Source organism: Streptomyces laurentii (genome assembly GCF_040635425.1).
Lineage (GTDB): Bacteria > Actinomycetota > Actinomycetes > Streptomycetales > Streptomycetaceae > Streptomyces > Streptomyces laurentii.
This window is the reverse complement of the sequence record NZ_JBEYHT010000020.1, coordinates 84,365-110,510: the sequence shown is the minus strand read 5'-3', so window position 1 is coordinate 110,510 and position 26,146 is coordinate 84,365. Positions and strand designations below refer to the sequence as shown.

The 26,146-nt window shown below is 71.9% G+C and carries 25 protein-coding genes and 1 tRNA gene; 10 read left to right on the top strand and 16 right to left on the bottom strand.

Going from position 1 to position 26,146, the window contains the following annotated elements; genetic code table 11:
- Nucleotides 1–206: 206 nt before the first annotated feature.
- Both ABZ693_RS15695 and ABZ693_RS15690 read right to left on the bottom strand, forming a co-directional pair.
- Entirely contained in the window at nt 207–695 is a 489-nt protein-coding gene (locus ABZ693_RS15695) for a GNAT family N-acetyltransferase (protein ID WP_359876726.1), read from the bottom strand.
- 19 nt (nt 696–714) lie between these two features.
- Complete coding sequence (locus ABZ693_RS15690) at nt 715–1,626, bottom strand: aminoglycoside phosphotransferase family protein (RefSeq protein ID WP_359876724.1); 912 nt, start codon at nt 1,624–1,626, stop codon at nt 715–717.
- A gap of 171 nt (nt 1,627–1,797) precedes the next feature.
- Between ABZ693_RS15690 and ABZ693_RS15685 the strand changes: the two genes are divergently transcribed.
- The gene (locus ABZ693_RS15685) at nt 1,798–3,219 is read left to right on the top strand and encodes an NAD(P)/FAD-dependent oxidoreductase (protein WP_359876723.1); all 1,422 of its coding nucleotides are present in this window, start codon (nt 1,798–1,800) and stop codon (nt 3,217–3,219) included.
- Nucleotides 3,220–3,345: 126 nt separating this feature from the next.
- On the opposite strand, the gene ABZ693_RS15680 is transcribed toward ABZ693_RS15685, so the two are convergent.
- Nucleotides 3,346–5,487, bottom strand: coding sequence for a restriction endonuclease (locus ABZ693_RS15680; protein ID WP_359876721.1), 2,142 nt, complete (start codon nt 5,485–5,487; stop codon nt 3,346–3,348).
- Between the two features lie 255 nt (nt 5,488–5,742).
- Between ABZ693_RS15680 and ABZ693_RS15675 the strand changes: the two genes are divergently transcribed.
- Complete coding sequence (locus ABZ693_RS15675) at nt 5,743–6,210, top strand: DUF4240 domain-containing protein (protein ID WP_359876737.1); 468 nt, start codon at nt 5,743–5,745, stop codon at nt 6,208–6,210.
- A gap of 275 nt (nt 6,211–6,485) precedes the next feature.
- Here the strand turns inward: ABZ693_RS15675 and ABZ693_RS15670 are convergent, their stop codons facing one another.
- On the bottom strand, nt 6,486–6,938 hold the full coding sequence (locus tag ABZ693_RS15670; RefSeq protein WP_359876720.1) for a hypothetical protein: 453 nt from the start codon (nt 6,936–6,938) through the stop codon (nt 6,486–6,488).
- A gap of 389 nt (nt 6,939–7,327) precedes the next feature.
- Nucleotides 7,328–7,591 (bottom strand): hypothetical protein, encoded by a 264-nt coding sequence (locus ABZ693_RS15665; protein ID WP_359876718.1) that lies wholly within the window; start codon nt 7,589–7,591, stop codon nt 7,328–7,330.
- A gap of 324 nt (nt 7,592–7,915) precedes the next feature.
- On the opposite strand from ABZ693_RS15665, the gene ABZ693_RS15660 reads away from it, so the two are divergent.
- Nucleotides 7,916–8,050 carry an integrase gene (locus tag ABZ693_RS15660; protein WP_359876717.1) on the top strand — a complete coding sequence of 45 codons (135 nt, stop codon included), beginning with the start codon at nt 7,916–7,918 and terminating at the stop codon, nt 8,048–8,050.
- Nucleotides 8,051–8,115: 65 nt separating this feature from the next.
- Here ABZ693_RS15660 and ABZ693_RS15655 read toward each other — a convergent pair.
- Nucleotides 8,116–8,189: transfer RNA gene (locus ABZ693_RS15655), tRNA-Thr, on the bottom strand.
- 184 nt (nt 8,190–8,373) lie between these two features.
- Between ABZ693_RS15655 and ABZ693_RS15650 the strand changes: the two genes are divergently transcribed.
- The 3 genes from ABZ693_RS15650 (at nt 8,374) to ABZ693_RS15640 (ending at nt 11,025) form a co-directional block, all read left to right on the top strand.
- The gene (locus ABZ693_RS15650) at nt 8,374–9,471 is read left to right on the top strand and encodes an ABC transporter ATP-binding protein (RefSeq protein WP_359876715.1); all 1,098 of its coding nucleotides are present in this window, start codon (nt 8,374–8,376) and stop codon (nt 9,469–9,471) included.
- Between the two features lie 347 nt (nt 9,472–9,818).
- On the top strand, nt 9,819–10,280 hold the full coding sequence (locus ABZ693_RS15645) for a hypothetical protein (RefSeq protein WP_359876713.1): 462 nt from the start codon (nt 9,819–9,821) through the stop codon (nt 10,278–10,280).
- A 31-nt stretch (nt 10,281–10,311) separates the two neighbouring features.
- Nucleotides 10,312–11,025, top strand: coding sequence for a nucleotidyltransferase family protein (locus tag ABZ693_RS15640; RefSeq protein ID WP_359876711.1), 714 nt, complete (start codon nt 10,312–10,314; stop codon nt 11,023–11,025).
- 123 nt (nt 11,026–11,148) lie between these two features.
- Here the strand turns inward: ABZ693_RS15640 and ABZ693_RS15635 are convergent, their stop codons facing one another.
- The 6 genes from ABZ693_RS15635 to ABZ693_RS15610 all read right to left on the bottom strand — a co-directional run bounded on the left by ABZ693_RS15635 (nt 11,149) and on the right by ABZ693_RS15610 (nt 18,109).
- Nucleotides 11,149–12,849, bottom strand: a complete 1,701-nt coding sequence (locus ABZ693_RS15635; RefSeq protein WP_359876709.1) for a DoxX family protein — start codon at nt 12,847–12,849, stop codon at nt 11,149–11,151.
- Between the two features lie 361 nt (nt 12,850–13,210).
- Entirely contained in the window at nt 13,211–14,167 is a 957-nt protein-coding gene (gene rlmB, locus ABZ693_RS15630; RefSeq protein WP_359876707.1) for a 23S rRNA (guanosine(2251)-2'-O)-methyltransferase RlmB, read from the bottom strand.
- A 132-nt stretch (nt 14,168–14,299) separates the two neighbouring features.
- Nucleotides 14,300–15,703 carry a cysteine--tRNA ligase gene (cysS, locus tag ABZ693_RS15625; RefSeq protein WP_359876706.1) on the bottom strand — a complete coding sequence of 468 codons (1,404 nt, stop codon included), beginning with the start codon at nt 15,701–15,703 and terminating at the stop codon, nt 14,300–14,302.
- Between the two features lie 145 nt (nt 15,704–15,848).
- On the bottom strand, nt 15,849–16,373 hold the full coding sequence (gene ispF, locus ABZ693_RS15620) for a 2-C-methyl-D-erythritol 2,4-cyclodiphosphate synthase (RefSeq protein WP_359876704.1): 525 nt from the start codon (nt 16,371–16,373) through the stop codon (nt 15,849–15,851).
- On the bottom strand, nt 16,363–17,112 hold the full coding sequence (gene ispD / locus ABZ693_RS15615) for a 2-C-methyl-D-erythritol 4-phosphate cytidylyltransferase (RefSeq protein WP_359876702.1): 750 nt from the start codon (nt 17,110–17,112) through the stop codon (nt 16,363–16,365). The genes ispF and ispD overlap by 11 nt, the downstream gene beginning before the upstream one ends.
- Before the next feature lie 514 nt (nt 17,113–17,626).
- Nucleotides 17,627–18,109, bottom strand: a complete 483-nt coding sequence (locus ABZ693_RS15610; RefSeq protein ID WP_003953493.1) for a CarD family transcriptional regulator — start codon at nt 18,107–18,109, stop codon at nt 17,627–17,629.
- 788 nt (nt 18,110–18,897) lie between these two features.
- Here ABZ693_RS15610 and ABZ693_RS15605 point away from each other — a divergent pair.
- Nucleotides 18,898–19,542, top strand: coding sequence for a DUF461 domain-containing protein (locus tag ABZ693_RS15605; protein ID WP_359876700.1), 645 nt, complete (start codon nt 18,898–18,900; stop codon nt 19,540–19,542).
- Nucleotides 19,543–19,729: 187 nt separating this feature from the next.
- Here the strand turns inward: ABZ693_RS15605 and phoP are convergent, their stop codons facing one another.
- Together phoP and ABZ693_RS15595 are read right to left on the bottom strand one after the other, a co-directional pair.
- The gene (gene phoP / locus ABZ693_RS15600; RefSeq protein ID WP_188271409.1) at nt 19,730–20,410 is read right to left on the bottom strand and encodes a two-component system response regulator PhoP; all 681 of its coding nucleotides are present in this window, start codon (nt 20,408–20,410) and stop codon (nt 19,730–19,732) included.
- Nucleotides 20,407–21,897 (bottom strand): sensor histidine kinase, encoded by a 1,491-nt coding sequence (locus ABZ693_RS15595; protein WP_359876698.1) that lies wholly within the window; start codon nt 21,895–21,897, stop codon nt 20,407–20,409. The genes phoP and ABZ693_RS15595 overlap by 4 nt, the downstream gene beginning before the upstream one ends.
- Before the next feature lie 441 nt (nt 21,898–22,338).
- Here ABZ693_RS15595 and phoU point away from each other — a divergent pair, with 441 nt between their 5' ends.
- Nucleotides 22,339–23,019: a phosphate signaling complex protein PhoU gene (phoU, locus tag ABZ693_RS15590; protein ID WP_359876697.1), complete on the top strand. Its 681-nt coding sequence runs from the start codon at nt 22,339–22,341 to the stop codon at nt 23,017–23,019.
- Nucleotides 23,020–23,490: 471 nt separating this feature from the next.
- Here phoU and ABZ693_RS15585 read toward each other — a convergent pair whose 3' ends face one another.
- A complete protein-coding gene (locus ABZ693_RS15585) occupies nt 23,491–24,069 on the bottom strand; it encodes a GNAT family N-acetyltransferase (RefSeq protein ID WP_359876735.1) in 579 nt (192 codons plus the stop codon).
- Nucleotides 24,070–24,183: 114 nt separating this feature from the next.
- On the opposite strand from ABZ693_RS15585, the gene ABZ693_RS15580 reads away from it, so the two are divergent.
- On the top strand, nt 24,184–24,765 hold the full coding sequence (locus tag ABZ693_RS15580) for a GNAT family N-acetyltransferase (RefSeq protein WP_359876695.1): 582 nt from the start codon (nt 24,184–24,186) through the stop codon (nt 24,763–24,765).
- 98 nt (nt 24,766–24,863) lie between these two features.
- On the opposite strand, the gene ABZ693_RS15575 is transcribed toward ABZ693_RS15580, so the two are convergent.
- Nucleotides 24,864–25,226: a hypothetical protein gene (locus ABZ693_RS15575; protein WP_359876693.1), complete on the bottom strand. Its 363-nt coding sequence runs from the start codon at nt 25,224–25,226 to the stop codon at nt 24,864–24,866.
- 246 nt (nt 25,227–25,472) lie between these two features.
- Between ABZ693_RS15575 and ABZ693_RS15570 the strand changes: the two genes are divergently transcribed.
- Nucleotides 25,473–25,958, top strand: a complete 486-nt coding sequence (locus ABZ693_RS15570; RefSeq protein WP_359876691.1) for a transglycosylase SLT domain-containing protein — start codon at nt 25,473–25,475, stop codon at nt 25,956–25,958.
- Nucleotides 25,959–26,146 lie beyond the last annotated feature (188 nt).

Sequence of the window (26,146 nt, the reverse complement as noted above, 5' to 3'; positions counted from 1 at the left end):
TTCAGCCACGTGATCATTCTGATCGCCCGGAGCTGCCAACCGCAGCGACCGGGCGACTCGTCACGAGAGGCGAAGGTTGCCTGATGCGGCACTAGCCGTGGGGCGTCGGGGCGTCGGGGCGTCGGGGCGTCGGGGCGTCGGGATCAGACCGTCATACGGCCGGCTCCGGCCCGGGAAAGACCCTCACGCCCCCTCTACAACCGCCGCTACGCGACCGCGCCGGCTCCCGCGCCCAGCGAGGCCAGCGCGTCGTCCGTCAGCCGGTAGACCGTCCACTCGTCCTGCGGGCGGGCACCCAGGGACTCGTAGAAGGCGATCGACGGCGCGTTCCAGTTCAGGACCGACCACTCCAGCCGCTCGTACCCGCGCTCCCCGCAGATCCGCGCCAGCTCCGTCAGCAGCGCCTTGCCGTGACCGCCGCCGCGCAGCTCCGGACGGACGTACAGGTCCTCCAGGTAGATGCCGTGCACCCCACGCCAGGTCGAGAAGTTGAGGAACCACAGCGCGAAGCCGGCGACCTCGCCCGTGTCGGTCTCGGCGATGTGCGCGAACGCGGCCGGGTGCTCTCCGAAGAGGGCCTCCCGCAGCTGTTCCGGCGTGGCACGGACCTCGTGCAGCGCCTTCTCGTACGCGGCGAGATCGCAGATCATGTCGTGGATGACGGGGACGTCGGCAGGCGTGGCGGTACGGATCATGGGGACAGACTGCACTCCCTCACCCTGCCCTGGCCAGCATGTTTCGCGCGATGGACACCTGCGCCGGGTCGAGCGCGGCGGCCCCGTCCTCGACATCCCAGAGCCCGTTCTGCAGCACCCGGCCGAGCGTCCAGGCGCGCGCCCGGGCCCGGTCCAGACCGAGGCGTTCGGTCAGCAGGTCGAAACGCCACCGGGTCTCGGCCGGGTCCGGAAGGGGGCCCGGGTCCCACGGGCTCGTCAGCGCCGGCAGCAGGTCGAAGCCGGGGTCGCCGGCCAGCGGCTTGGGGTCGATGGCCAGCCAGGGCTCGCGCGCGGAGGCCAGGATGTTGTCGGAGTGCAGGTCCCAGTGGAGCAGCCGGTCGCCCGGTTCGCCCACCACCTCCCGTACGGCCGACGCGCAGTCCCGCAGCAGCGCCGCCTCCGCCGGGTCCGCGAGGCCCGCCGCGGCCTCCGGCGTCCGCGCGAGCATCGCCGCGGCGATGTCCCCGAGGCCGCGCAGCCCGGCCGGCGCGGGCAGGGCGACCAGCCGGGCGAGGACGTCCGCGAGGATCCGTACCGCCTCGCGCGCGTCCGTGAGCGTCGACAAGTGCCGCTTCTCGTCCGCCCGTTCCAGCAGCATGGTGCCCGTCGGGTCGTCATATGCCAGAAGTCGGACCGCCCCGTTCCCGCCCCACGCGCGCAACGCGACCGGCTCGCCCTCGCTCTCCTCGTCGAGCAGCTGGAACTTGACCGCCGCCGCGATCCCCTCCGTCCGTACTTCCACGGGCAGCACCAGCGACGCCACCCCGTGCATCGAGGGCCCCGTCACCCGCAGCCCCCACCGCTCGACGAATTCCTCCGCCCGGCGCGGCAGCGCCGCGATGAACGCCCGCCCCGCCGCACCGTTGTACTTCTCCTGGGACGCCGCCAGCGCCGCCGGAACCTCGATCATCCGATCAACTCCCCTTCCTCACACGGCTCGTGAACCCCCTGGGAACCCATCCACCGGGACAACGAAATCCGCACCCCCGAAGCTCCCCACCCGCTCCCCGGAATCAGCCGTATCCACCGGCCCCGGGCCCCGGGTAACCTCCCGCCCACGCACCCGGAAGAGGGATGGAAGATGAGCACGCGCAGCACGGCCAACGGCACGGCCAACGGCACGGTCAACGGCGGCATATCGTTCTGGTACGCGCAGGAAGGCGCCTCCGCGCCCCGCGAACCGCTGCCCGGCGACACCACCGCCGACGTCTGCATCGTCGGCGGCGGCTACACCGGCCTCTGGACCGCGTACTACCTCAAGAAGGCCGTCCCCTTCCTCGACATCACCGTCCTCGAAGCCTCCTTCTGCGGCTACGGCGCCTCCGGCCGCAACGGCGGCTGGCTCTACAACGGCATCGCCGGCCGCGACCGCTACGCCCGCCTGCACGGCCACGACGCCGCCGTCCGCCTCCAGCAGGCCATGAACGACACCGTCACCGAGGTCGTCGACGTCTGCGCCGCCGAGGGCATCGACGCCGACATCCACCGCGGCGGCGTCCTCGAAGTCGCCCTCTCCCCCGCCCAGCTCGCCCGCCTCCGGGACTTCCACACCGTCGAGGCCGCCTTCGGCGAGAAGGACCGCGAGCTGTACGGCGCCCGCGAGACCGCCGCCCGCGTCCGCGTCACCGGCGCCGTCGGCTCCAGCTGGACCCCGCACGGCGCCCGCCTCCACCCCGTCAAGCTCGTCAAGGGCCTCGCCGCCACCGTCGAAGCGCTCGGCGTCACGATCCACGAGTCCACGCCCGTCACCGAGATCCGCCCGAAGCACGCAGTCACCCCGTACGGCACCGTCCGCGCGCCGTACGTCCTGCGCTGTACCGAGGGCTTCACCGCGTCCCTCTCCGGCCAGCGCCGCACCTGGCTCCCGATGAACTCCTCGATGATCGCCACCGAGCCGCTCACCGACGCCCAGTGGGACTCCATCGGCTGGGACGGCCTGGAGACCCTCGGCGACATGGCCCACGCCTACATGTACGCCCAGCGCACCGCCGACGGCCGCATCGCGCTCGGCGGCCGGGGCGTCCCGTACCGCTACGGCTCGCGCACCGACAACGACGGCCGCACCCAGCCGCAGACCGTCGACGCCCTCCGCGACATCCTGGTCCGCTTCTTCCCGCAGCTCGCGGGCGTCGGCATCGCCCACGCCTGGTCCGGCGTCCTCGGCGTGCCGCGCGACTGGTGCGCCACCGTCACCCTCGACCGCTCCACCGGCCTCGGCTGGGCGGGCGGCTACGTCGGCTCCGGCGTCGCCACCACCAACCTCGCCGCCCGCACCCTGCGCGACCTCATCCAGCAGGACTCCGGACAGACCGGACCGACCGAACTGACCGCCCTGCCCTGGGTGAACCACCGCGTCCGCAAGTGGGAGCCGGAGCCGCTGCGCTGGCTCGGCGTGCAGACCATGTACGCGGCCTTCCGCGCCGCGGACCGCCGCGAGGCCACGTCCCGTACGACCGCCACGGACCGCATCGCGACCGTCGCGAACCGCCTCTCGGGCCGCTGACCTCTCGGGGCGCTGGCGCACCGCCGCCCCACCGGTCGGAGTCCGGTGGGGCACGGTGCTTCCGCGGGCCGCCCGGGCGCGGGGCTCGCGCGGCTCTCCTCGTCGCGCACCGCGCCTCCGCCCGGCTCACTCCACTTCGATGCCGAAGTCCCCCACGAGCTGCGCGAGCCCGCCCGTGTACCCCTTCCCGCCGAGTACGAAGTCCCAGTCGCCGCCCGCCCGGCGCCGGAACGACCCGAGGACCAGCGCCGTCTCGCCCGGCCGGCCGTCCGACACCTCCAGCCGGTCCAGCTCCGCGCCCGCGTCGTCGCGCAGCACGATCCCCGCGTCCACGAACCCGGCCAGGTCGGCGTCCGGGTTCACCTCCGGATCCACCGCCGCGACCAGGACCAGCCGGTCGGCGCCGGCCGGCAGCGCGTCGAAGCCGACCCGTACCGCCGCCTTGTCGCCGGGCGGCGGCGTCACCATCGCCACCGAACCGTCCGGCGTCGCCGGGTTGTTGAAGAACACGAACCAGTCGTCCGCGAGCACCCGGCTGCCCGCGCACACCAGCGCGCACACGTCGAGCGCGACCGACCCGGTCCACACCATGCCGAGCAGGTTGAAGCCCTCGTCCGCCTCGACCGGCGCCGCCACCGGCTGCACCAGCGTGGGGGCCGGCTCGCCCGTACCGAGCCGCCCCCGCAGCCCGTGCTGCCGCAGCAGCTCCACCAGTTCCGTCCCCGCGATCAGCGTGAGCGGCTTGCCGTTGGCGAAGGCGTACGAGCCGGGGCCGAACCTCGACGTCGTCACCAGGACGCCCTTGTTGGCCCCGGCGTCCTGCACCGTCCCGAACAGATCGCGTACCGCGCTCGGCGGCACCGTGTTCCGGTACCGCTTCACCTGCACCAGGATCGAGCCGCCGCTGATCGGATCCGGATCCAGCGCCTGTACGTCCACGCCGCCGTCGTTCGACCGCTGCGTGGTCACCGCCTGCAGCCCGCGCGCCCGGAACAGCTCGGCCACCAGGTGCTCGAACGCGATCGGGTCCATCGCCAGCAGATCCGGCTCCTCGCCGTCGCCGTGCGACACCACGCCCGCGCCCACCTGCTCGGGTGCCAGCAGCGGCGTCACCGCGACGCGCTCCTCCGGCTTCGCCGACAGGCGGCCCGCCAGCGGCCCCGTCACGCACTCCACGGCGCCGACCAGTTCCAGGTTCAGCCCGTCGAACGCCGGCCGGTCCACCGCGACCGACGCCACGCATATCCGGCCCGGCACACCCGTCGCTGGATCCACGCCCTCGACGAACCCGTTCAGCACCACCCGGTCCAGCGCCCGGCCCCCGCCGCCCCCGGCCGACCCGAAACCGTCCGAACCGAAGCCGTCCGACCCGGCCCCGGCCGACCCGAAGCCGTCGGCCACGAAGAGCTCGCGCACCGCGAGCAGCACACACTGCGCCAGTACGCCCCGGTAGAGCGCCCGGCGCTGGGTCACCGGCCGCTCCACCTCCTTCTCCTGATCCGTACTCGGCAGGTACTTGACGCCCTTCACGTCCGGCACCACGTCGTACCCCGGCAGATCCCAGTCGAGCACCAGCGCCCGCGCACCCCGGTCGTACGCCGCCGACACCTGCCGCGGGAAGCCCTCCGGCCACGCCGTCGACGCGTACAGCACCGCGGAGAAGTACTCGACCACCGTCTCCGGATCACCCGACCGCAGCGCCTCCGCCATCCCGGCGAGCCCGCTGTTGTGCTGCCGTATCTCCGCCAGCCGGGCCGCCGCCCACTCGTCGTACTGCCGCCGGTACGCCGCCAACTGCTCCAGCCGCCGCCCCTCAGCCGCCTGCGCCGCGTACCAGTCCTGCTCGAACCGCGCCCGCGCCTCCCGCTGACCGCCCCAGCCGGCCCGCGCCTGATAGTTCCGCTCGTCGGGCATCAGCACCGGCTGACCGAGCGGCCCCGGATCGAACGGCGCCACTTCCTCCCGCTGCCGCAAGGAATCCACCACCGGCGGCACGCTCCGGCACCCCGAGGCCAGCAGGCCCTCCAGCGCCGCCACCCGCTCGTCCAGCTCCCGCGTCCGCCGGAGCGCGTCCGCGTCCCGCTGCCGCCGGTACTCCGCCCGCTGCTCCCGCTGCATCCGCGCCACGTCACGCTCATGCGCCCGCCGCGCCCGCTCCGCGTCCTGCTGCTGCCGCAGCACGGCCCGCTGCCGCCCCTCCCGCTCACGCTGCGCCGCCCGCTGCGCCTCGGCCCACACGCCGATCAGCCCACTCGAACGCCTACTCATCCGCCGCACCCCTCCCTCGACACACCCCACACGCCCCGCGCCCCGCCCCCGTAACGCACAAGTGTCCCGGACCCCGGTACGTACCGGGACACAAATCCGAAGAGAGCCGGTGAAACACCGGCCCACAGACCGGCGGGACACGCCGCCAGGCCCGGGGCGGGCTGTCCGGGGCCGGCCGGGCGCGGCTGCTGCTGTCCACGGTCGTTGATGTCAGCCGTGGATGTCAGACCGTCCTGCCATCCTGCGCCCGTGAATATGACATGGGCCGACTTCTGGGCGCTGACAGCCACCCTGAACGGCGAAGCCACCCAAGAGAGCTGCCACCGCCTCGCTGAGGAACTGAGCCACCGTCCGATCGCCGACATCGTCGGTTTCGCGGAGCGTCACGCCGAGGCGCTCTACCGCTTGGACCAGGAGAAGTTCGGCACCCTGCCCGTAATCGACCTGACGGCCCGGTTCGGCAGTCCGTTCCCTCAGTCGTCCGACGTGTTCCTGTACGCGCGCTGCGCGGTGGTGGCCGCGGGTCGGGCTGTGTGGGAGAGCGTCTTCTTCGACGTCGACAAGTTCGCGCCGTACACCTCAAGCGAGCGTGACGGCGAGTGGCTGCTGTACGTGCCGGACAAGGCGTACAAGCTGGCCACCGGCGAGGAGTGGGACCGCTCGACCCGGTACTGCTTCGAGAGCTACTCCAACAGGGACGGCTGGCCGGACCTGCGGAGCTGAGGCGAGCACCAGCTTGATCGGGACAGCCTCGTCTTCGGGCTCGTCGGAGTCGGGCTGTGCGGTCACCCGGCAGCCCGCGATGCCAACGTCCGGCCTGGCATTCACCTACCAGTACGGTCGTGCCCGGAACGGGGTACTCCACCTTGTCCGTGGCGCCCGGGGGATCAGCCGTAGCGGCAGTGCACCTCGACGACCGGCACCACCTCCACCGAGGTAGGTGCGTGCCCCTGCTGGACGCTGGTCTGGCTCGACACCATCTTGAGCACGGGGTTGAGTCAGTGGAACCAGACGACGAGACGCACGTTCTCCGCGCCGTGGACTTCACTGAGGATGCGCATGACGCTCCAGACTCGACCCCAGTCTGTGTCGGTACCCGCGACCGACGCCCGGCTTCGTGTGCCGGAGGCGTCCGTCTCCTGCCAGTCGGTGGCGGACAGCTCGGCCCAGGTCACCCAGGTCGTCCCGTACACGCAGTCGTGGCCGCCGCAGTCGGCGAACTCACGACGCAACCCTTCCGACGCGTCCCCCGGAAAGCCGCGGTCCTCAGTAAGCGGACGGAAACCGGAGGAGTTGCGAATCCCGAAGAGGCAGGCCAGGCCGTCATAGGCGTTGCCCCTGTTCAGCAGGAAGAGGTCGATGCCCGCTTCCCAGACCGTGTCCTCATCGTCCAGACCCCACAGCCGGGCCCCCGGACGGCACTCGATCAATCCACTGACGTCGGCCGACATGGCGTGATCCTGCCTGCCGGGCCTGGGAGCGAGCATCCGTATCTCGCTCCACCCGCTCGTGGCCGCCCTCGCCCAACCGACCCCGTTGACGCAACCCGTAGATGTCGAAGCCCCCCGTCCTGAAGGACGCCGCCGGCAAGGACCCGGGAGTCGGGATCCGGTTGGCGTCCGCCGAGTGGCTGCACAACTCACCCAGCTCTACACCGGCGAGGACTTTCGCCCTCTGCCCAAGAGGTGGCCCGCCGGCGGCAGGATCCGCTCCGACCGCCTCGCGGCCTCCTCGTCGACCGGGGCCGCACCCGCGCCGCCCCCTGACATCGAGACGACCCGCCCCAAGCCCCCGCAGGACGAACAGCGGGAACTGCTTCAGGCCGGTCCGGTCACCGGAGCTACGGCAGGCGGAATCCACCGAGCTGGTAATCAAGGTCAGCCTTGAACTCCAGCCGAGGAACTGCGGCCCGCATGGCCGCGTAGCGCTCAGGCACGACCGGATACACGGCAGTGGCGAGGAGCTCATCCTCCCCACGCTCCGGAAAGAGCGTGTGGAGACTCAAGATCTCGTCCCGCGTCAGACTGGTGACATGGGCCGCAGCCTCATCGCCGTCCCACCCGATGAGTTCCCAGCCCACGTCTTCGACATCGTGATCAATCATGCTGCTCACATTACGAGCGGGCTCCGGTGAGATCTGCGGCAATATCTGCAGGGAACCTCTGGCCCCGGTACGGCTCCTCTTGCTCTTCGGCGGCTTGCCGCCGCCCACCGTTCGTCACCTGCGTCACGCGGTGACGGACGCTCCGTCACGGGTGACACAGGCCATCGCCCCTTGCGTCACCGAGAACCACGGGTCAGAAGCCCATATGACGCTGATGACGCCGTGACGCAGAAATCCCCGCCTCGGACGCACGAGCCGCCGGCCCACCACTGGACCGGCCCGGCCGCACGACGTACGGCACGGCACCTCGACGCTGCTCGCCGCGTGATCATGCCGATCCTGGGCCACTCCCAGATCGCCGTGACCATGAACGTCCACACCCACGTGGTCGACCACTCGCAGCGGGAGGCCATGGCCAAGACGGACGGCTCGCTCGCCCCGAAACGGGCCCCCGAGTAGCGGTTGTCGTCGGAAACAGTCGTCAGGGGCCTGCCGTAGAGAAGACGGCAGGCCCCTGACATGCGAGCCCCCTGTCGGGTTCGAACCGACGACCCCCGCTTTACAAGAGCGGTGCTCTGGCCAGCTGAGCTAAGGAGGCAGCGAAAGCAGTGTAACGAACGCCCGCGCGCCGGAGGCGGGAAATCTCAGGGTCTCCCGGCTGCTGACAGATCGGGCGGGGGCAGGTAGCGTCGCTCGGAGTTCACCCAGGTGGACTAGACCTCAATCCTTCCTTTACTCGGATCGTCCGGCACGTTCCTGCCGGTGAAGGGATACACATCACCATGGCTTCCGTCACGTACGACAAGGCGACCCTGGTCTACCCCGGCGCCGAAAAGCCCTCCGTCGACCAGCTCGAGATCGAGATCGCCGACGGCGAGTTCCTCGTCCTCGTCGGCCCCTCCGGCTGCGGCAAGTCCACCTCGCTGCGCATGCTGGCCGGCCTGGAGGACGTCAGCGCCGGCGCCATCCGGATCGGCGACCGCGACGTCACGCACCTGCCGCCGAAGGACCGGGACATCGCGATGGTGTTCCAGAACTACGCGCTCTACCCGCACATGACCGTCGCCGACAACATGGGCTTCGCCCTGAAGATCGCCGGCGTCAACAAGAGCGAGATCCGCGCCAAGGTCGAGGAGGCCGCCCGGATCCTCGACCTGACCGAGTACCTGGACCGCAAGCCGAAGGCGCTGTCCGGTGGTCAGCGGCAGCGTGTCGCGATGGGCCGGGCCATCGTCCGCGAGCCGCAGGTATTCCTCATGGACGAGCCGCTGTCGAACCTCGACGCCAAGCTCCGTGTCTCGACCCGTACGCAGATCGCCTCGCTGCAGCGCCGGCTCGGCATCACCACCGTGTACGTGACGCACGACCAGACCGAGGCCCTGACCATGGGCGACCGGGTCGCGGTCCTCAAGGACGGTCTGCTCCAGCAGGTCGACACGCCGCGCAACATGTACGACAAGCCCGCGAACCTCTTCGTCGCCGGCTTCATCGGCTCCCCCGCCATGAACCTGATCGAGGTCCCGATCACCGACGGCGGCGTGAAGTTCGGCGCCAGCGTCGTGCCGGTCTCGCGTGACGCCATCGCCGCCGCGTCCGCCAAGGGCGACACCACGGTGACCGTCGGCGTGCGCCCCGAGCACTTCGACATCGCCGGCGCCACCAGCAAGGACGGCCTGGCCGTGCAGGTCAACGTGGTCGAGGAGCTGGGCTCCGACGGCTTCGTGTACGGCACGACCCGCGTCGGCGGCGAGGACAAGGAGCTCGTGGTCCGCGTCGGCGGCCGCGAGGTCCCGGCGAAGGGCTCGACCCTCCAGGTCACCCCGCGCGCGGCCGAGCTGCACGTCTTCTCGACCTCGACCGGAGAGCGTCTCTCCAACTGACCCGAGCCGACTGACCCGAGCCGACTGACCCGAGCCGACCGACTCAAGTCGACCGACCGAGCCAACTCGCCTGCCCGCCAGGGCGGTTCGCCCGGTCCACGGTCACCACGGCCTCGTTCCCGCCCCGCGGGAGCGGGGCCGTTCCCGTACGTCGGCGCGATCCCGCGCACGGCCTCACCCATGACCCCGCATGAATACCGACTTGGCGAAAACCCCGGCAGAACTGGCCATTCGTCCCGGCGCCGACTGCCCCGCGTCAACACGAAATTCGAAAAGCCTCCTCGAACGATCCCTCGCAAGGGTGACTAAATGACGCCATATCATTACCGGCCGCTACGCTCGCCTCCGTGACCCACTCTGCCCGCCGTATCGGCCGCTCCCTCGCCCTCGTCCTCCCCGTCGTGCTGGTGCTCTCCGGAACGCTCGCGGTGTCCGCCGTTCCGTGGGCGGGCCAGGACGGGACCCAGATGCTGACCGCGTCGACCGCCTCGTCGGCCATGGACGCGTCGGCCACCGCCACCACCACCTCCGCCGGCACCGCCCGCGGCGCCAAGGCCGCCTCCCGCGCCCCGCAGGACGTGCTGCGCGACCGGCTGCTGGCCGAGCTCCAGGAGAAGGACCCCGGCACCGCCCTGACCCACCTCCAGCGCGAGGTGGAGAACCGGCCGTCGCTCGCCAAGCACTGCATGTCGATCGCGCGGTCCCTCGGCGCCGCCGCCGTCCGTCACTACGGCCCGACGCGCGCCCAGTCCTTCTCCCGCCCGGTCTGCGACACCTCCTTCGCGCTCGGCGTCATGCGCGCGAGCTGAGGCCGCGCCGGGCCCGCATATCGTTCCCGGTATGCATACCTTCCCGACGCAGGCCGTGATCCTCGCGGGCGGCCAGGGTTCGCGGCTGCGCCCGTACACCGACGACCGCCCCAAGCCGATGGTCGAGATCCCGGGCACCGGGACCCCGATCATCGGCCATCAGCTGTCCTGGCTCGCCGCCGAGGGGGTCACGGACGCCGTCGTCTCCTGCGGCCATCTCGCCGAGGTGCTCCAGGAGTGGCTGGAGAGCGCCGATCTGCCGCTCCGGGTGACGACGGTGGTGGAGTCCGAGCCGCTGGGCCGCGGCGGCGGGCTCAAGTACGCCGCCGCGCGCCTGCCCGAGCCGGGCCGGCCCTGGTACGCGACGAACGGCGACATCTGGACCCGTTTCTCGCTGCGCGAGATGGCGGAGTTCCACGCCGAGCGCGACGCCACCGCGACGCTCGCGCTGGCCCGGCCGCGGATCCCGTGGGGCGCCGTCGAGACCGACGCGTTCGGTCACATCACCGACTTCATCGAGTCGCCGCCGTCCCCGTACCTCATCAACGCGGGCGTGTACGTCTTCTCCGCCGCGTTCACCGATCTGCTGCCGGACCTCGGCGACCACGAGCGCACGACGTTCCCCCGGCTGGCGCGCGAGCGGCGGCTCGCGGGCTTCCCGCTGCCCCAGGGCGCGTACTGGCGGGCCATCGACACCGCCAAGGACCTGACGGAGGCGGCCCGGGAGCTGGCCGCCCACGCCTGACGGCACTCCCCACGCACTCCCCACGCCCCGCACACATCCAGCAGCCCCGACAGCGGGCATGGACGAGGGCCCCGGGTGTCTTCCCGACACCCGGGGCCCTCTTGTCCGTACGCGGCCGGGGCGTCAGCCCAGCAGGCCGCCGATCGGGTTGCGTGCCCCGCCCGAGGACGAGCCGCCGTCCGTGGACCCGCCGGCGCCGCTGCCGCCGCCGCTGGTCCCGCCGCCCGGCGCACCGCTCGTACCGCCGGAGCCGCCCGCCGAGGTGCTCCCGCCGCCGGTGGCGGAACCGGTCGACGAGGAGGACGACGGCGGGACCGCCGTACCTGCGCCGGACTGGCTCGGGGCCCCCGTGCCGCCGCCCCGCGACGTCGTCGGGCTGCTCTGCCGCGTGCCCTGCTCGGGGCCCCGCGCCGACTCGCTCGGCTTGGCCTCCGGCTCGTTCTTCTGCTGCGTGCCGCCGGTCCCGCTCGCGCCACTCGTCGCCGTCGGCCTCGGCAGGCGCGGGGTCTGCTGGACGGTGCCGGTGGCCCCGGGCTCGTGCGGGAGCGGGCGGCCCGGCAGGTGGTTGACCGGATCGTCGTCCGGTCCGGGCACGGTGACCATCTCGGTGGAGCGCACCGCGCCGCCGAGCATCGAGCCGACGAGGAGGGTGACGCCGATGACGATCGCGGTGATGACCGCGCCGCGGCGCAGCACCCGGCGGCGCAGTTCCCAGATCTCGGAGCGCGGCCCGAGGGTGCGCCAGGCCTCGCCCGCGAGGCGGCCGTCGAGGGAGTAGACCGGGGCGCCCGCGATGATCAGCGGCGACCAGGCGGCCAGGTAGATGATGTCGGGGGTCTCGTAGGCCGGGACGGCCTTCCAGCTGATGGTGAGGATCAGCGCGGCGGACAGCAGCGCGCCGACGGCGGCCGCGATCCGCTGCCACAGGCCGAGGGCGGTCAGGACGCCGACGACGACCTGCAGGAACGCGACGGTGAGTCCGGTGCCGACGGGGTGCTGGAGCGCGAAGTCCCGCAGGGGTTCGGCCGGCGGCCAGGGGTGCAGGGCGTGCAGGGTCTTGACCATGGAGCCGCGTTCGCCGCCGTCGAAGTAGACGGGGTCACAGAGCTTGCCCATGCCCGAGTAGACGGAGATGCAGCCGAGGAACACCCGCAGCGGCAGCAGCACCACCCCGAGGTTCATCCGGCGGCCGGGGTAGTACGCGTGCCGGACCGGGTCGACGCCGTGCCGCTGGGACGCCCGGGCGCGCGGGTCGTTCCCGGTCGCGTCGTCGCCACCGTCGTACGTGTCGCCGTACGGGCCGTCGTCGTACGCGTCGCCGTACCGGCCCTGGTACGTCTCGATCGGGGCCGTCTCGTACAGGTTGTCGTACGCCCCCTCGGCGCGCCGCATCGGCGGCAGCAGCGGACCGGCGGGCGCCGGCCGCACCCGGGGGGTCGGCATCGTGTCGTCGTCGAGTCGCGGGACGGCGCGGGTGCCGGGGTCCAGGGTGGACACGCCGGGGCCGCGCGGGGTGACGGTGTCGCGGACGGCCTGGAGCAGGCCGGCGGCGGCGGGTGAGGACTTCCCGGTCCATACGACGGGCCGGCGCCGGGGCCCGTCGGCGCGGGCGCCGCCGCCCATGGCCGCGGTGATCCCGGCGGCTCCGGCGAGGGCGGCGATACGGGGGCTCGCGGCGAACCTCGGCTGCTGGGCCGGCGCGAGCCGCACACGGAAGCTGGCGTGGTTCACGATCACCTGGGCGGGATCGCAATCCACCTTGACCATGCTCAGCGCGGGCTGATCGTCGAACCCCGGCCGGGGCGTTCTGGTGTCCACACTCATCTAACCGAGTGACGCGCGGTTAGGACACTGCCTTGACGGCACGGGAATGTCCGAGGCCCGTCAAGATATGGGCCCGGGCGGAGGCTGCCGAGGTCAGCGGGGGTGGGCGCGCTCACGCCGGGCGTGCGCCGGGCGCGGGAAGAGGGCTCGTACGGGAGCGCGCAGGAGCGCGTACGGCGGCTCGCGCCGGAGCGCGCACCCCGCGCGATCCGCACAGCACACCCCACACCGGGCGCACCGCGCCAACGAAAGCGCGACGGGCCCGCGCACCGCGGGCCCGTCGCACTCACACCCTCCGGGAGGGCTCGACTCCGAGAGCTCAGCTCAGAGGGCTCGACTCGGAGAGCTCAGCTCACAGGGCTCAGCTCATACGGCGGCGGGCCGCCTCGTACAGCACGACCCCCGCCGCGACACCGGCGTTCAGCGACTCGGCGCCACCCGGCATCGGGATGCGGACGAGGAAGTCGCAGGTCTCGCCGACCAGGCGGGACAGGCCCTTGCCCTCGGAGCCGACCACGACGACGACCGGCCCGGCCAGCGCGTCCAGCTCGTGCACCTCGGTGTCACCGTCGGCGGCGAGGCCGACAACCGTCAGACCGGCCTTCTGGTACTGCTCCAGGCAGCGCGTGAGGTTGGTGGCACGGGCCACCGGCGTACGGGCGGCGGTGCCGGCCGAGGTCTTCCACGCGCCCGCCGTCATACCGGCGGCGCGGCGCTCGGGCACGACCACGCCGTGGCCGCCGAAGGCGGAGACGGAACGGACGACGGCGCCGAGGTTGCGCGGGTCGGTGACGCCGTCGAGGGCGACGATCAGCGGGTCCTCGTGCTCCTCGTACGCGGCCTCGGCGAGGTCCTCGGGGTGCGCGTACTCGTACGGCGGGACCTGGAGGACGAGACCCTGGTGGTTGAGGCCGTTCGTCATCCGGTCCAGCTCGGGGCGCGGCGCCTCCATGATGTTGATGTTGCCGCGGCCGGTGGCGAGGTTGAGGGCCTCGCGCACACGCTCGTCGTTGTCGATGAACTGCTGGACGTAGAGCGTCGTCGCGGGCACGCCGTCGCGCAGCGCCTCGAAGACCGGGTTACGGCCGACGACCATCTCCGACTGGCCCTTGCCGCCGCGGCGGACGACGGGCTTGCGCTTGGCCGCGTTCCGGGCCATCGCGTTGGAGACGCGGTAGGCCTTGTGGCCCTTGCGGTTCTCGGCCTTGGGCGTCGGGCCCTTGCCCTCGAGGCCCTTGCGCCGCTGGCCACCGCTGCCGACCGTCGCGCCCTTCTTGTTGGACGTGCGACGTCCCCTGCGCTGGCTGTTCCCGGCCATGACTGCTACCTGCTTCTCGGATCACGTACGCGTGCGTACGCGTACCTAAGTCTGTCTGTGTCTGTAAGTGAAGTGTGCCGCCCGGAGGCCCGGACGGCACACTCATCGGCGTATCGGCGGTCCGGCGGCGGCTCAGCGCCCGGAACCGGCGACCGACCAGCGCGGCCCGTCCGGTCCGTCCTCGATGGCCAGACCGGACTGGTTCAGCTGGTCGCGGATGGCGTCCGCGCTGGTCCAGTCCTTGCGCTCACGCGCCGACTCGCGCTGCTGGAGCACCAGGCGGACGAGGGTGTCGACGACGCCGTGCAGCTCCTCGCCGCGGTCGTTCTCCTCGGCCCAGTGCGGGTCGAGCGGGTCGAGACCGAGGACGCCGAGCATGGCGCGCACCTCGGCGAGGCGGGCGACCGCGGCTTCCTTGTCGTCGGCGGCGAGCGCGCTGTTGCCCTGGCGGACGGCGGTGTGGATGATCGCCAGCGCCTGCGGCACGCCGAGGTCGTCGTCCATGGCCTCGGCGAAGGCCGGCGGCACCTCGGCGGCGGGGGCGACGGGCGCCCCGGCCTTCTCGGTGGCGCGCTGGACGAAGCCCTCGATACGGGCGAAGGCGGCCTCGGCCTCGCGCAGGGCCTCCTCGCTGTACTCGATCATCGACCGGTAGTGCGGGGTGCCCAGGTAGTAGCGCAGGACGATCGGGCGCCAGTTCTTCACCATCTCGGAGACGAGGACGCTGTTGCCCAGCGACTTCGACATCTTCTCGCCGCTCATGGTGACCCAGGCGTTGTGCACCCAGTAGCGCGCGAACTCGTCGCCGAAGGCGCGGGCCTGGGCGATCTCGTTCTCGTGGTGCGGGAAGACCAGGTCGAGGCCGCCGCCGTGGATGTCGAAGGCGGAGCCCAGGTACTTGTGCGCCATGGCCGAGCACTCCAGGTGCCAGCCGGGACGGCCGCGGCCCCACGGGGTCTCCCAGTCGGGCTCGCCCGGCTTGGTGGCCTTCCACATGGCGAAGTCGCGCGGGTCCCGCTTGCCGGAGACGCCCTCGTCGGGCTGGCGCAGGTCGTCGATGTCCTGGTTGGACAGCGACAGGTACTCCGGGAAGGAGCGCACGTCGAAGTACACGCTGCCGTCGGAGACGTACGCGTGGCCGCGCTCGATCAGGCCGCGCATCATCTCGACCATCTCGGTGACGTGGCCGGTGGCGCGCGGCTCGTAGGTCGGCGGCAGGCAACCGAGGGCCTGGTAGCCGGAGTTGAACGCGCGCTCGTTCTCGTAGCCGATCGACCACCACGGACGGCCCTGTTCGGCGCCCTTGGCGATGATCTTGTCGTCGATGTCGGTGACGTTGCGGATGAACGTGACGTCGTAGCCGCGGTATTCGAACCAGCGGCTCAGGATGTCGAAGTTCAGACCGGACCGGATGTGTCCGATGTGCGGTGCGGCCTGCACGGTCGCGCCACACAGGTAGATCGAGACGCAGCCCGGCTTGATCGGGGTGAAGTCACGGGTCTGCCGGGCGCTGGTGTCGTACAGGCGAATAGTCACCACACCAGAGTAGTGGGCGAGCGGCGATGCCCCGAGACCCACCAGGGGATCTCGGGGCACTTTCTCGGCGGGGACGCGCCCCGGGAGCGGAACCGGGCGCTCCCCGTCCGGCTCCGCGCCGCGCTCGAGTCCCGTACGCGGTGATTCAGCCCTGTACGGGGTAGACGAGCGCGGTCGCGAGCGCGGCCAGGCCCTCGGCGCGGCCGGTGAGACCGAGCCCGTCGGTGGTGGTGCCGGAGACGGAGACAGGTGCGCCCGCCGCCTCACTGAGCGCCTTCTGGGCCTCGTCGCGGCGCTTGCCGACCTTCGGACGGACGCCGACGACCTGGACGGCGATGTTGCCGATCTCGTATCCCTCGGCGCGCACGATCCGGGCGGCCTCGGCGAGCAGCGTGACGCCGGAGGCGCCGGACCACTCGGGGCGCGAGGTGCCGAAGTGGGCGCCGAGGTCGCCGATGCCGGCGGCGGAGAAGAGCGCGTCGCAGGCGGCGTGGGCGGCGACGTCACCGTCGGAGTGCCCGGCGAGCCCGTACTCCTCCCCCTCCCAGAGGAGGCCGGCGCACCACAGCTCCCGCCCCTTCTCGAAGGCGTGGACGTCGGTGCCGATGCCGGTGCGGGGAAGCACCGGGACCACCGGGGCCGGGGCCGGGGAGCTGCTGTCAGAAGCCATCGTTGGCCCTCCTGCGGGCGAGTACGGCCTCGGCGAGGACGAGGTCGAGGGGGCGGGTCACCTTGAACGCCTCTTCGTGGCCGGGCACCACGACGACGGGCGCGCCGAGCTTCTCGACCATCCCGGCGTCGTCGGTGGCGCCCTCGCCGGCGAGGGCGACGGTGGCATGGGCGTTGACCAGGGTGTCCCGGTCGAAGCCCTGCGGAGTCTGTACGGCGCGCAGCCGGGCCCGCACGGGGGTCGCGACGACGCGCTCGGGGTCGCCGGGCCGCTCGGCCGGCTCGATCTCCTTGACCGTGTCGGCGAGGGGCAGCGCGGGGACGACGGCGACCGCCCCGTCCCGTACCGCCTCGATGACGGTGTCGACGACCTCGGCCGGGACGAGCGGGCGGGCCGCGTCATGGACGAGGACGGTGGTGATGTCGTCCGGCACCGCCTTGAGTCCGAGGTGGACGGACTCCTGGCGGGTATCGCCGCCGGGGACGACGACGTAGTCGGTACGGTCGGGCAGGGCGTGGTCGTCGAGGAGGTTCTTGACCTCGGCGGCGCCGTCGGCGGGGGCGACCACGACGACGAGGGAGACGGCGCGCGAGGCGGCCATCGCCCGGACGGCGTGGACGAGGATGGGCGTGCCGTTCAGCGCGCGCAGCGCTTTGGGGGCGCCCGGGCCGAGGCGGACACCACGGCCGGCCGCGGGGATCACCACGGCGGTCCGGCTTTCACGCGCTTGGTCTGTCATCGGTTGCACTCCGGCAGGTTTGTTTCCGCGGGCGACGTGGGTATGGCGTCGATGAGCTTGACGGTGACGCCTTGACCGGGCCCCTTCCGGCCCCTTCCGTGAGTACGGTCGGGTGGCGCCGTGCGAGAGCCGCGGGGGGATGCCGGCTCTCCGGTTCCGGGTGTACCGGGTTCCGGAGATCCTGGATCCGGGTCGAAGCTTGTGATCGGGGATCGCGTATCGCCGGTCGGGATCGGTGTCGTCGACCGGATCGGCGTCGCCGGCCGGACATCGCCGGCCGGGCGTCGGTGATCGGGATCGAGTTCGGTGATCGGGATCGGGATGCGGATCAGGGGGTCCGAACAGAGAGACGAACATGCCGCAGTGCCCGGCGACGGCACTGTGGAACCGTACGGTGGACCGCTTCTCAGCGGCCCACCGGGATTCACAGGACGTCTACGGGCACTGCGGCATCGTGCGTCGTGCTGACATGGCGGGTATGCCAGGCGTCAGGCGGTCGGCTCGGGTGTCGGGCTCAGGACGCGAGTACTTCGTCGAGAAGTGCCTCGGCCTTGTCCTCGTTGGTGTTCTCCGCGAGAGCCAGCTCGCTCACCAGGATCTGGCGGGCCTTGGCGAGCATGCGCTTCTCACCGGCGGAGAGTCCGCGCTCGCGCTCACGACGCCACAGGTCGCGCACCACTTCGGCGACCTTGATGACGTCACCGGAGGCGAGCTTCTCCAGATTTGCCTTGTAGCGACGGGACCAGTTCGTCGGCTCTTCCGCGTACGGCGCGCGCAGCACCTCGAAGACCCGGTCCAGCCCGTCCTGACCGACCACGTCGCGAACACCGACGAACTCGGCGTTGTCCGCCGGTACGCGTACCGTCAGGTCACCCTGCGCGACCTTGAGCACCAAGTAGGTCTTGTCCACGCCTTTGATCTGGCGAGTTTCGATGGCCTCGATCAGCGCGGCCCCATGATGGGGATAGACCACGGTGTCGCCAACCTTGAACGTCATGTGACAGGTACCCCTTCCGTGGCTATCCAGGGTAACACGGATACGGCTTCTTCTGAATGGCGTTTTCGCAGGTCAGGGCATATCTCGGGGCTTGACAACAGCGCGGCGGACGTGCTGCGGAGGTCTTCCGGAGTGCGGTATTCGCAGGTCGGAGCCGCTGCGCGGACGCAGGGAAACAGTGGTGTCACAGATGCCGGGAGGGGGCCGAGGAGGGTGTGATGCCCCGGTTCGCCAGGTTCGGTGTGGCGCTGTTCACGTACTCCGTTCGAGCATCGGCGGCGTGATCGACCACCCGTCCGGACCGATTCCCGAATTGATCACCGGGGTTTCTCGAATGCCTCCCGAAGGACCCGGATGGGGGAATGCGCGCACGATGGCCGAATTGATCACGGCGGATTTGTGAACGCCGGGTCAAACGAGGGGCAAACAGCGAGTCAATGTGTGGAGATCCGGCCATGTCGGCGCGTTATCGACGTTCCTCGGAACGGATCAGCGTCTGTTGGAGACCCACCCACGGGACGGTCGGAGGGCCGTCCAACGGCCCTCCGACGGCTGTCCGACGGCTGTCCGACGCCCGTCCGGTGGTGGGTCCGGTGGTGGCTCGTGACCGTCGGCAGCGGCTCCGACCACAGTCCGGCGAAGGCCGCGCGAGCACCGGAGACGGGCAAGACACCCACTAGGGGGCGGGTCGGGTGCGAGGCGGAGAGTGCGGCTCGGTAACCTAAGGCCGCTGACACACCTTTAGCCGTTCCTTAGCCTGTCCGTTCGTCCTAGGAGATGCCGCCGCCGTGAGCCGCAGCCTTCGACGCGGCGCCCTCGCCGCCACCGCCCTCGTGATCTCGGTCGCCTCGCTGTCCGCCTGTGGTGCGGGTAACGACGCACAGACGCTCGGCATCCGGCCGGACAACGCCGGTGTCTCGGTCGATGACATCAAGGTCCTCAACGTCCTGGTCATCACCCAGCCCGAGCACGGTGCGGAGGGCCCCGCGGTCGTTTCCGCCACCCTCTTCAACAATGGTGACAAGCAGCAGACCCTCGAGTCGATCACCCTGCCGGGCACCTCGGCGACGGTGAAGCTGGCCCCCGCCAAGGGCACCGGTCCGGTCGTCGTCCCGGCCGGCGGCTCCACGCTGCTGGGCGGCGCGGGCAACGCGTCCGCCACCATCGAGAACGGCCGCGAAGCCGGCAAGAACGGCAGCTCGCAGCAGGTCGTCTTCAAGCTGAGCAAGACCGGCGAGGCGAAGGTGAACGCCTTCGTCGTCCCGGCCGCCAGCTACTTCAAGGAGTTCGGCCCGTCCGAGATCCCGGCCCTGCCGACCGCCACCGCCACGCCGACGGGCACGGCGACCAAGCCCGCCGCCCCGACGGGCACGGCGACCCCGGGTAGCACCGCCGGCCCGACGGGCGAGGCCACTCACGCGGCCGGTCACTGACCGCCGTACGCACGTATACGTGAAGGGCGCCCCCTCTTGGAGGGGGCGCCCTTCACGTATGGCCGCCGTCTTTACGGCTCGATCCCCCGCTCACACCGCGCCCCTCGCACCGCTCGGCCCCTGGGGGCCTCACGGGCTTCGGGACGCCGCGCCGGACTCCGTCCGGCCGCAGAGATCGCCGCCGTCTTTACGGCTCGAACTTGTAGCCCAGGCCGCGGACCGTCACCAGGTAGCGCGGGGCGCCCGGGTCGGGCTCGATCTTGGCCCGGAGGCGCTTGACGTGGACGTCGAGGGTCTTGGTGTCGCCGACGTAGTCCGCGCCCCAGACCCGGTCGATGAGCTGCATACGGGTCAGCACGCGGCCCGCGTTGCGCAGCAGCATCTCCAGGAGGTCGAACTCCTTCAGCGGCAGGTCGACCTTGCCGCCGCCGACCGTGACCACGTGGCGGTCCACGTCCATGCGGACCGGGCCGGCCTCCAGGGCGGCGGGGGTGACCTCCTCCGGCTCGCCGCGGCGGCGCAGGACCGCGCGGATGCGGGCGACCAGCTCCCGCGAGGAGAAGGGCTTGGTCACGTAGTCGTCGGCTCCTATCTCCAGGCCGACGACCTTGTCGATCTCGCTGTCCTTGGCGGTCACCATGATCACCGGGACGTTCGAGCGGCCGCGCAGCTGGCGGCACACCTCGGTGCCGGGCAGGCCCGGCAGCATCAGGTCGAGGAGGACGAGATCCGCTCCGTTGCGCTCGAACTCGTCGAGTCCGTCGGGCCCGGTCGCCGCCACGGCGACCTCGAAGCCTTCCTTGCGGAGCATGTACGACAGGGCGTCGCTGAAGGATTCCTCATCCTCGACGACAAGCACTCGGGTCACGGAAGGACCTCCGGGGCGATGAGCGGTTCGGTCATGAGTTCGGAAGTTGGTGCGGAAGTGGCGGGCGCGGGTGCCGCGGCGGACCGGCCTCCGCCGACGCGCCCGCGGCCGCCCGCGGCGTCGCCACGGGAGTGGTCGTCGGCGCGGTGGTCGTCATCGGGGTGGCCGCCGTCGCGGTCTCCCCGGCGGTCTTCAGAGCGGTTTTCAGGGCGGTTTTCTGGGCGGTCGGCGTCGTCGAAGCCGCCGTCGGCGCCGTCCGTAAAGGTGTCGTCGTCGAAGTCGTCACCTGCATAGTCCCCACTGGCGTAGCCGGTATCCGCGGCACGCCGGCCGCGTGCCGCGCCGGCCTCCGGCAGCCGCAGGGTGAAGGTCGAGCCCTGGCCCTCGGTGCTCCACACGGTGACCTCGCCACCGTGCGAGGCGGCCACGTGCTTGACGATGGCGAGGCCGAGCCCCGTACCGCCGGTGGCGCGGGAGCGGGCCGGGTCGACCCGGTAGAAGCGTTCGAAGACCCGCTCGCGGTCCTTCTCGGAGATGCCGATGCCCTGGTCGGTCACGGCGATCTCGATCAGGTCGCCACCGGGGGCGGCGACGCGGCGGGCGGCGATGCCGACCCGGGTGCGGGCGGGCGAGTAGTTGACGGCGTTCTCGACGAGGTTGCCGAGAGCGGCGGCGAGCTGGCCGCGGCTGCCCCAGACGTACAGGTCGGCCGCGCCTCCGGCGGCCATGGTGATCTGCTTGGTGGAGGCGGTGTGCCGGGAGCGGTCGATGGCCTCGGCGACCAGTTCGTCCACCCGTACCGGCTCGGAGTCCTCCAGCGGGTCGTCGTTCTGCACCCGGGAGAGGTCGATGAGCTCCTGGACCAGGTTGGTCAGGCGGGTGGCCTCGATCTGCATCCGGCCCGCGAAGCGGGTGACCGCCTCGGGGTCGTCCGAGGCGTCCATGACGGCCTCGGAGAGCAGGGAGAGGGCTCCGGTCGGGGTCTTCAGCTCGTGGCTCACGTTGGCGACGAAGTCACGCCGTACCGCTTCGATCCGACGGGCCTCGGTGAGGTCCTCCACGAGCAGCAGCACCAGCCGGGAGCCCAGCGGGGCGACCCGGGCGGAGACGGCGAGGGCCTCGACGCGGCCGGTGCCGCGCCGCGGCAGGTCGAGTTCGACCTGCCGTATCTCGCCGTCGCGACGGGTGTCGCGGGCCATGTTGAGCATGGGTTCGACGGCCAGTTTCCCGCCGCGGACCAGGCCGAGCGCGTACGCCGCCGAGCTGGCCTTGACCACGGAATCGCTCTCGTCGAGGACGACGGCGGAGGAGCGCAGCACGGACAGCACGGTGTCGACGCCGGGCGGCAGCACGGCGTCGGTGTGCAGAGAGGTACGGGTGGGTTTCGCCTGGTCGCGCTCGCTCCAGCGGAACGCCAGCATGGCGATCACGCCGGTACATACTCCGGCGATAGCGGCCAATGCGGCAACCGCCGCGTTCACGTCCATGCGTCCAGGTTATGCGGGTGTGGCGACACTCTCCCAGCCGTCCGAGTGGCTGCTCGAACAGTCGTCGCCCAGAGTTCACCGAGGGGACGGGTGTGATTCACATGCCGCGGAGGGTAACCGGGCCCGCGTCGCCCAGAGTTCACCTGGAGGACGCGTCCGGTTCACGCGGGCGGCCGGATCAGGACGCGTACGGGCCGGACCGTGGGAGCGTGGGGGTCCGAGCCCACGGGACTCGGGGCCCGGGACCACGGCCGTACCTGATCCGGACCGCGGGAACGGGGCCCGGGCTGTGGCACGGGGCCCGAGCCGCGGGCTTCGGGTCACGGCGTCGGACTTCGGGCACGGGTCACGAGTCACGGGCTCCGAGCCGGCCGCCCACGTTCGAGCGACGCGACGCGATGAAACGCGAGCGACGCGACGAGACGCGATGAAGGGACACCCATGCGGGACGCGTACCACGAGGAACTTGACTCGATAGGCGAAGGCCTCGTCGAGATGGCCCGCCTGGTCGGGTCCGCGATCGGGCGGGCCACCACGGCCATGCTGGACGCCGACCTGAAGCTCGCGGAGCACGTCATCGCCGCGGACCAGAAGGTCGACGACCTCCAGCACGACCTGGAGGCGCGCGCGATCGCGCTGCTCGCGCGGCAGCAGCCGGTGGCGACCGACCTGCGGATAGTCGTCACCTCGCTGCGGATGAGCGCCGACCTGGAGCGCTCGGGCGACCTGGCCCAGCACGTGGCGAAGCTGGCGCGGCTGCGGTTCCCGGACCGCGCGGTGCCGGACGACCTGCACGCCACGATCCTGCAGATGGGGCAGCTGGCGCAGCGGCTGATGGCGAAGGCCGCCGAGGTCATCATCACCAAGGACGTCGACCTGGCGCTTCAGCTGGAGCAGGACGACGACGAGATGGACCTGCTGCACCGGGCGCTGTTCCAGCACCTGATGGACGACCGCTGGAAGCACGGCATCGAGACGGCCGTCGACGTGACGCTGCTCGGCCGTTATTACGAGCGGTTCGCCGACCACGCGGTGTCGGTGGCCAAGCGCGTGGTCTACCTGGTGACGGGCGAGCACGCGGACGAGCTCCAGCCGGCGGACGCGCCCGTCGAGGGCGCGTAGCGGCGAGGAAGCGCAGGGACGAGGGGCACGCGGGTACGTCGGGCGGGCGTGGGCTCGCCCGGCGTGTCCGGCAGGCGTGGGCGGGTCCGGCGTGTCCGGCAGGCGTTGGGCGGGTCCGGCGTCTCGGGCGTATCGGGGCAGGGCGGCGCACACCGTCGCACACCACCGCACGCCTGTGCGCCGTTGATGCGCCGTGCGGGACGGGCTTGCAATGAGAGGAGGGCGACGTACGCCTCTCAGGGAGCCAGGGAGGGACCCCATGGCCGAATCTGCTCCGATACGCGACCACCCGACGCAGGATCCCGCGCGTGACGCGGGGTTCCTGACCGCCCTCAGCGGCTGCCAGTGCGGCCCGGGCTGCGGCTGCGGCTGCCAGTCCGGCGGGTCGTGCCAGTGCGGGGGCAGCTGCGGCTGACCGCGCGCGTGCCGAACGGTGCGGGCCCGCTCGTCTCGTACGGCGGGCCCGCACCGTCACGTCCCGCTGGCGCCGTCACCACCGCCGCCACCGCCGTTGCTGTCACCGCCGGCACCGCCGGCACCGGTGTCGCGCAGGTCCAGGAGGCCGACGGCCTGGTCGCCCGACATCTCGCCGGTCTCCCGGAAGCCGAGCCCGCGGTAGAAGGCGCCGGGGCCGTGCTCGCCCTGGTGCCAGGTCACGTACATCTCGTCCGCCCCGCGCCGCCGCAGCTCCTCGGCCACGGCCCGGACGGCGTACCGCCCGTACCCCTTGCCCTGCTGCCCGGCGTCGATGTTCAGCCGCCACAGGCCGCTGCGGCGGCCGGCTCCGTCCCACGGGAGGTCGAGGAAGGCCATCAGGAAGCCGACCAGCCGGTCCCCGTCGAAGATCAGCCGGGGCCAGGCGCCGTCCCCGTACGCGTACGCCTCGGCGAGCGAACGGACGACGGGCGCGACGTTGTCCTCCTGGTGCGGATGGACGCGCAGGTCGATCGCGGCGTCGACGGTGTCGGGGGTGACGGGTTCGAGGCGGAGACCGGTCGTCGCCCGCGTATCCGTACCCGCGTCCGTCTCCTCGTTCAGGCTCGTGCTCATGCTCATGGCGCCGGACGCTAGACGAGCCCGTACGCCCGCCGCGCGCGAATATCCGGCCGGGCGGCGTGGCGAGCGGCCTTCCGGCGCGGGCGCCGACGGCCCAGGATGGCCGCCATGACCTCCGTCCCCGCGCCCCGTACCTCGTCTCCCACGACCCCGGTGGTCCTCGGCCAGGCCACCGCGCCCGGCGAGGTCTCCGCCGGTCTGCGGCGGCGGCTGACGGAGTGCTGGATCGCGGTGACCAACGCGGGCGGGGCCGCCGGATTCCCGTTCCCGCCGGTCACGGAAACGCACGTCGCCCCGGTCCTCGACGGCCTCCTCGCCCGGCTCGCCCCGGACGGCCACCGGCTGATCACCGCGACGGCCGGCGGCGCCCTCGCCGGCTGGGTCGTCCTCGGCCACGATCCGAACCCGCTCGTCGCGCACTGGGGCTCGGTCCACCACCTCCAGACCCACCCGGACGTCCGCGGCCGGGGCATCGGCACCGCCCTCATGCGCGAACTCCACCGCGTCGCCCGCGACGAACTGGCCCTTGACCACCTGCGCCTGGCCGCCCGCGGCGGCGAGGGCCTGGAGTCCTTCTACGCCGCCCTCGGCTGGCACGAGACCGGCCGCTGGCCGAACGCCCTGCGGCTGCGCCCGGACGACACGCGGGACGAGGTGCTGATGCGGTACGCGTGCGGGGGCGCGGGCTGACGCGTTCCCGCTCCCCGTACGGCGAAGGGGACACCGCGCGTCGTACGGCGTCCCCTTCGCTCCGGTCCCGTGTCCGGGCCCTGCGACCGGCCCGGCGGTCAGTCCTCCGCTTCCCCCAGGAAGACCACCGAGCGCAGCTTGAGCCGGTCCGAGGCGGGGCGGCCGTGCGGGCGCAGTTTCCAGGAGTCGCCGGAGCAGTCGGGCCCGGTGAAGACCAGCGCCCACGCGTCGGTGCCGTTGTGCGGCGCGAAGGCCGGCTCGGAGGCGCCCGGGTCCGCGACCTCGGGCAGCGTGACGCACACCCCGCTGTCCGGGTCGTGGAGGACGGCCGACTGGGGTTTGCCGTTCGGCCCGACGAAGCGGTAGCCGAAGTCGCCTTCGGCGGCGAAGGCGGGCGCGGCGAGGACGGCCGTGAGGGCGAGGGCACCGCAAGCGGCGGTGGCGGTGTACCGAAGGCGCACGGGAGTCTCTTTCGTGAACAGGAAGAGCGTCGGACGACGGGCACCTCCGGGGCACCCTCCGCACCCCTACCGCGCCCTTCCCGCCCCCCATGCGCCCGTCCCCCGCCGAAAGGTTCCTGCCTCACCCGTCCGGCTCAGCCGCCGAACTCCCCCATGAGCTGGGTCACATGGACACGACCCCAGGCAACCGCGGGTCGCGCGTACACCCTCATCACCGATGACTCGTTCTCGAAGAAGGGTGTGCTCGTGTCCCGCTCTCCTCTTGATACGCGGTTCGCCGTCCGTACGGGCGCGATCGCCCTCGCCCTCGCCGCCGCTTGCGCTACGCAGACCGGGACCGCCGCGGCGGCTTCGCCGGGGTGCCCGAAGTACACCTCCACCTTCAAGTCGGTGGGGAAGACCTACGGCGTCTCCTGGCAGCTCCTCTCCGCCCTGGCACGGGTGGAATCCGGCTGCAATCCGTCGGCCGTGGGAGCGGCCGGTGGCCGCGGACTGTTCCAGCAGCTCCCGGCCGCCGGTGTCGACCTGCGCACCGCGACGAGCCAGACGAAGGCAGCCGCCAAGTTCCTGGCCGGGGCCAAGCGTCAGGTGGGCTCCCGGCCGGAGCTGCTGGCGGCGTCGATGAACGCGGGTGTCGCGGCGGTGAAGAAGTACAAGGGAGTCCCGCCGTACAAGGAGACGCAGCAGTACGTGAAGCGCGTGATGGCCCAGTACAAGGCGCTCACCCGCTAGCGCTGCCCGGGCACGGAAAAGCCCCCTGCCGGCGGGGAAGCCGCGGGCAGGGGGCCGATCGCGTGGGCTACTTCTTCTTGCCCTGGGTCTGGCGGGCCCGTTTTTTTCACCAGGTCAGCGGCGCCCAACCCTCCGCTGACCTGCGGTTGGGCGGTCGTTACTGGTCGTTGTCGGCCGTTGCTTGTCAC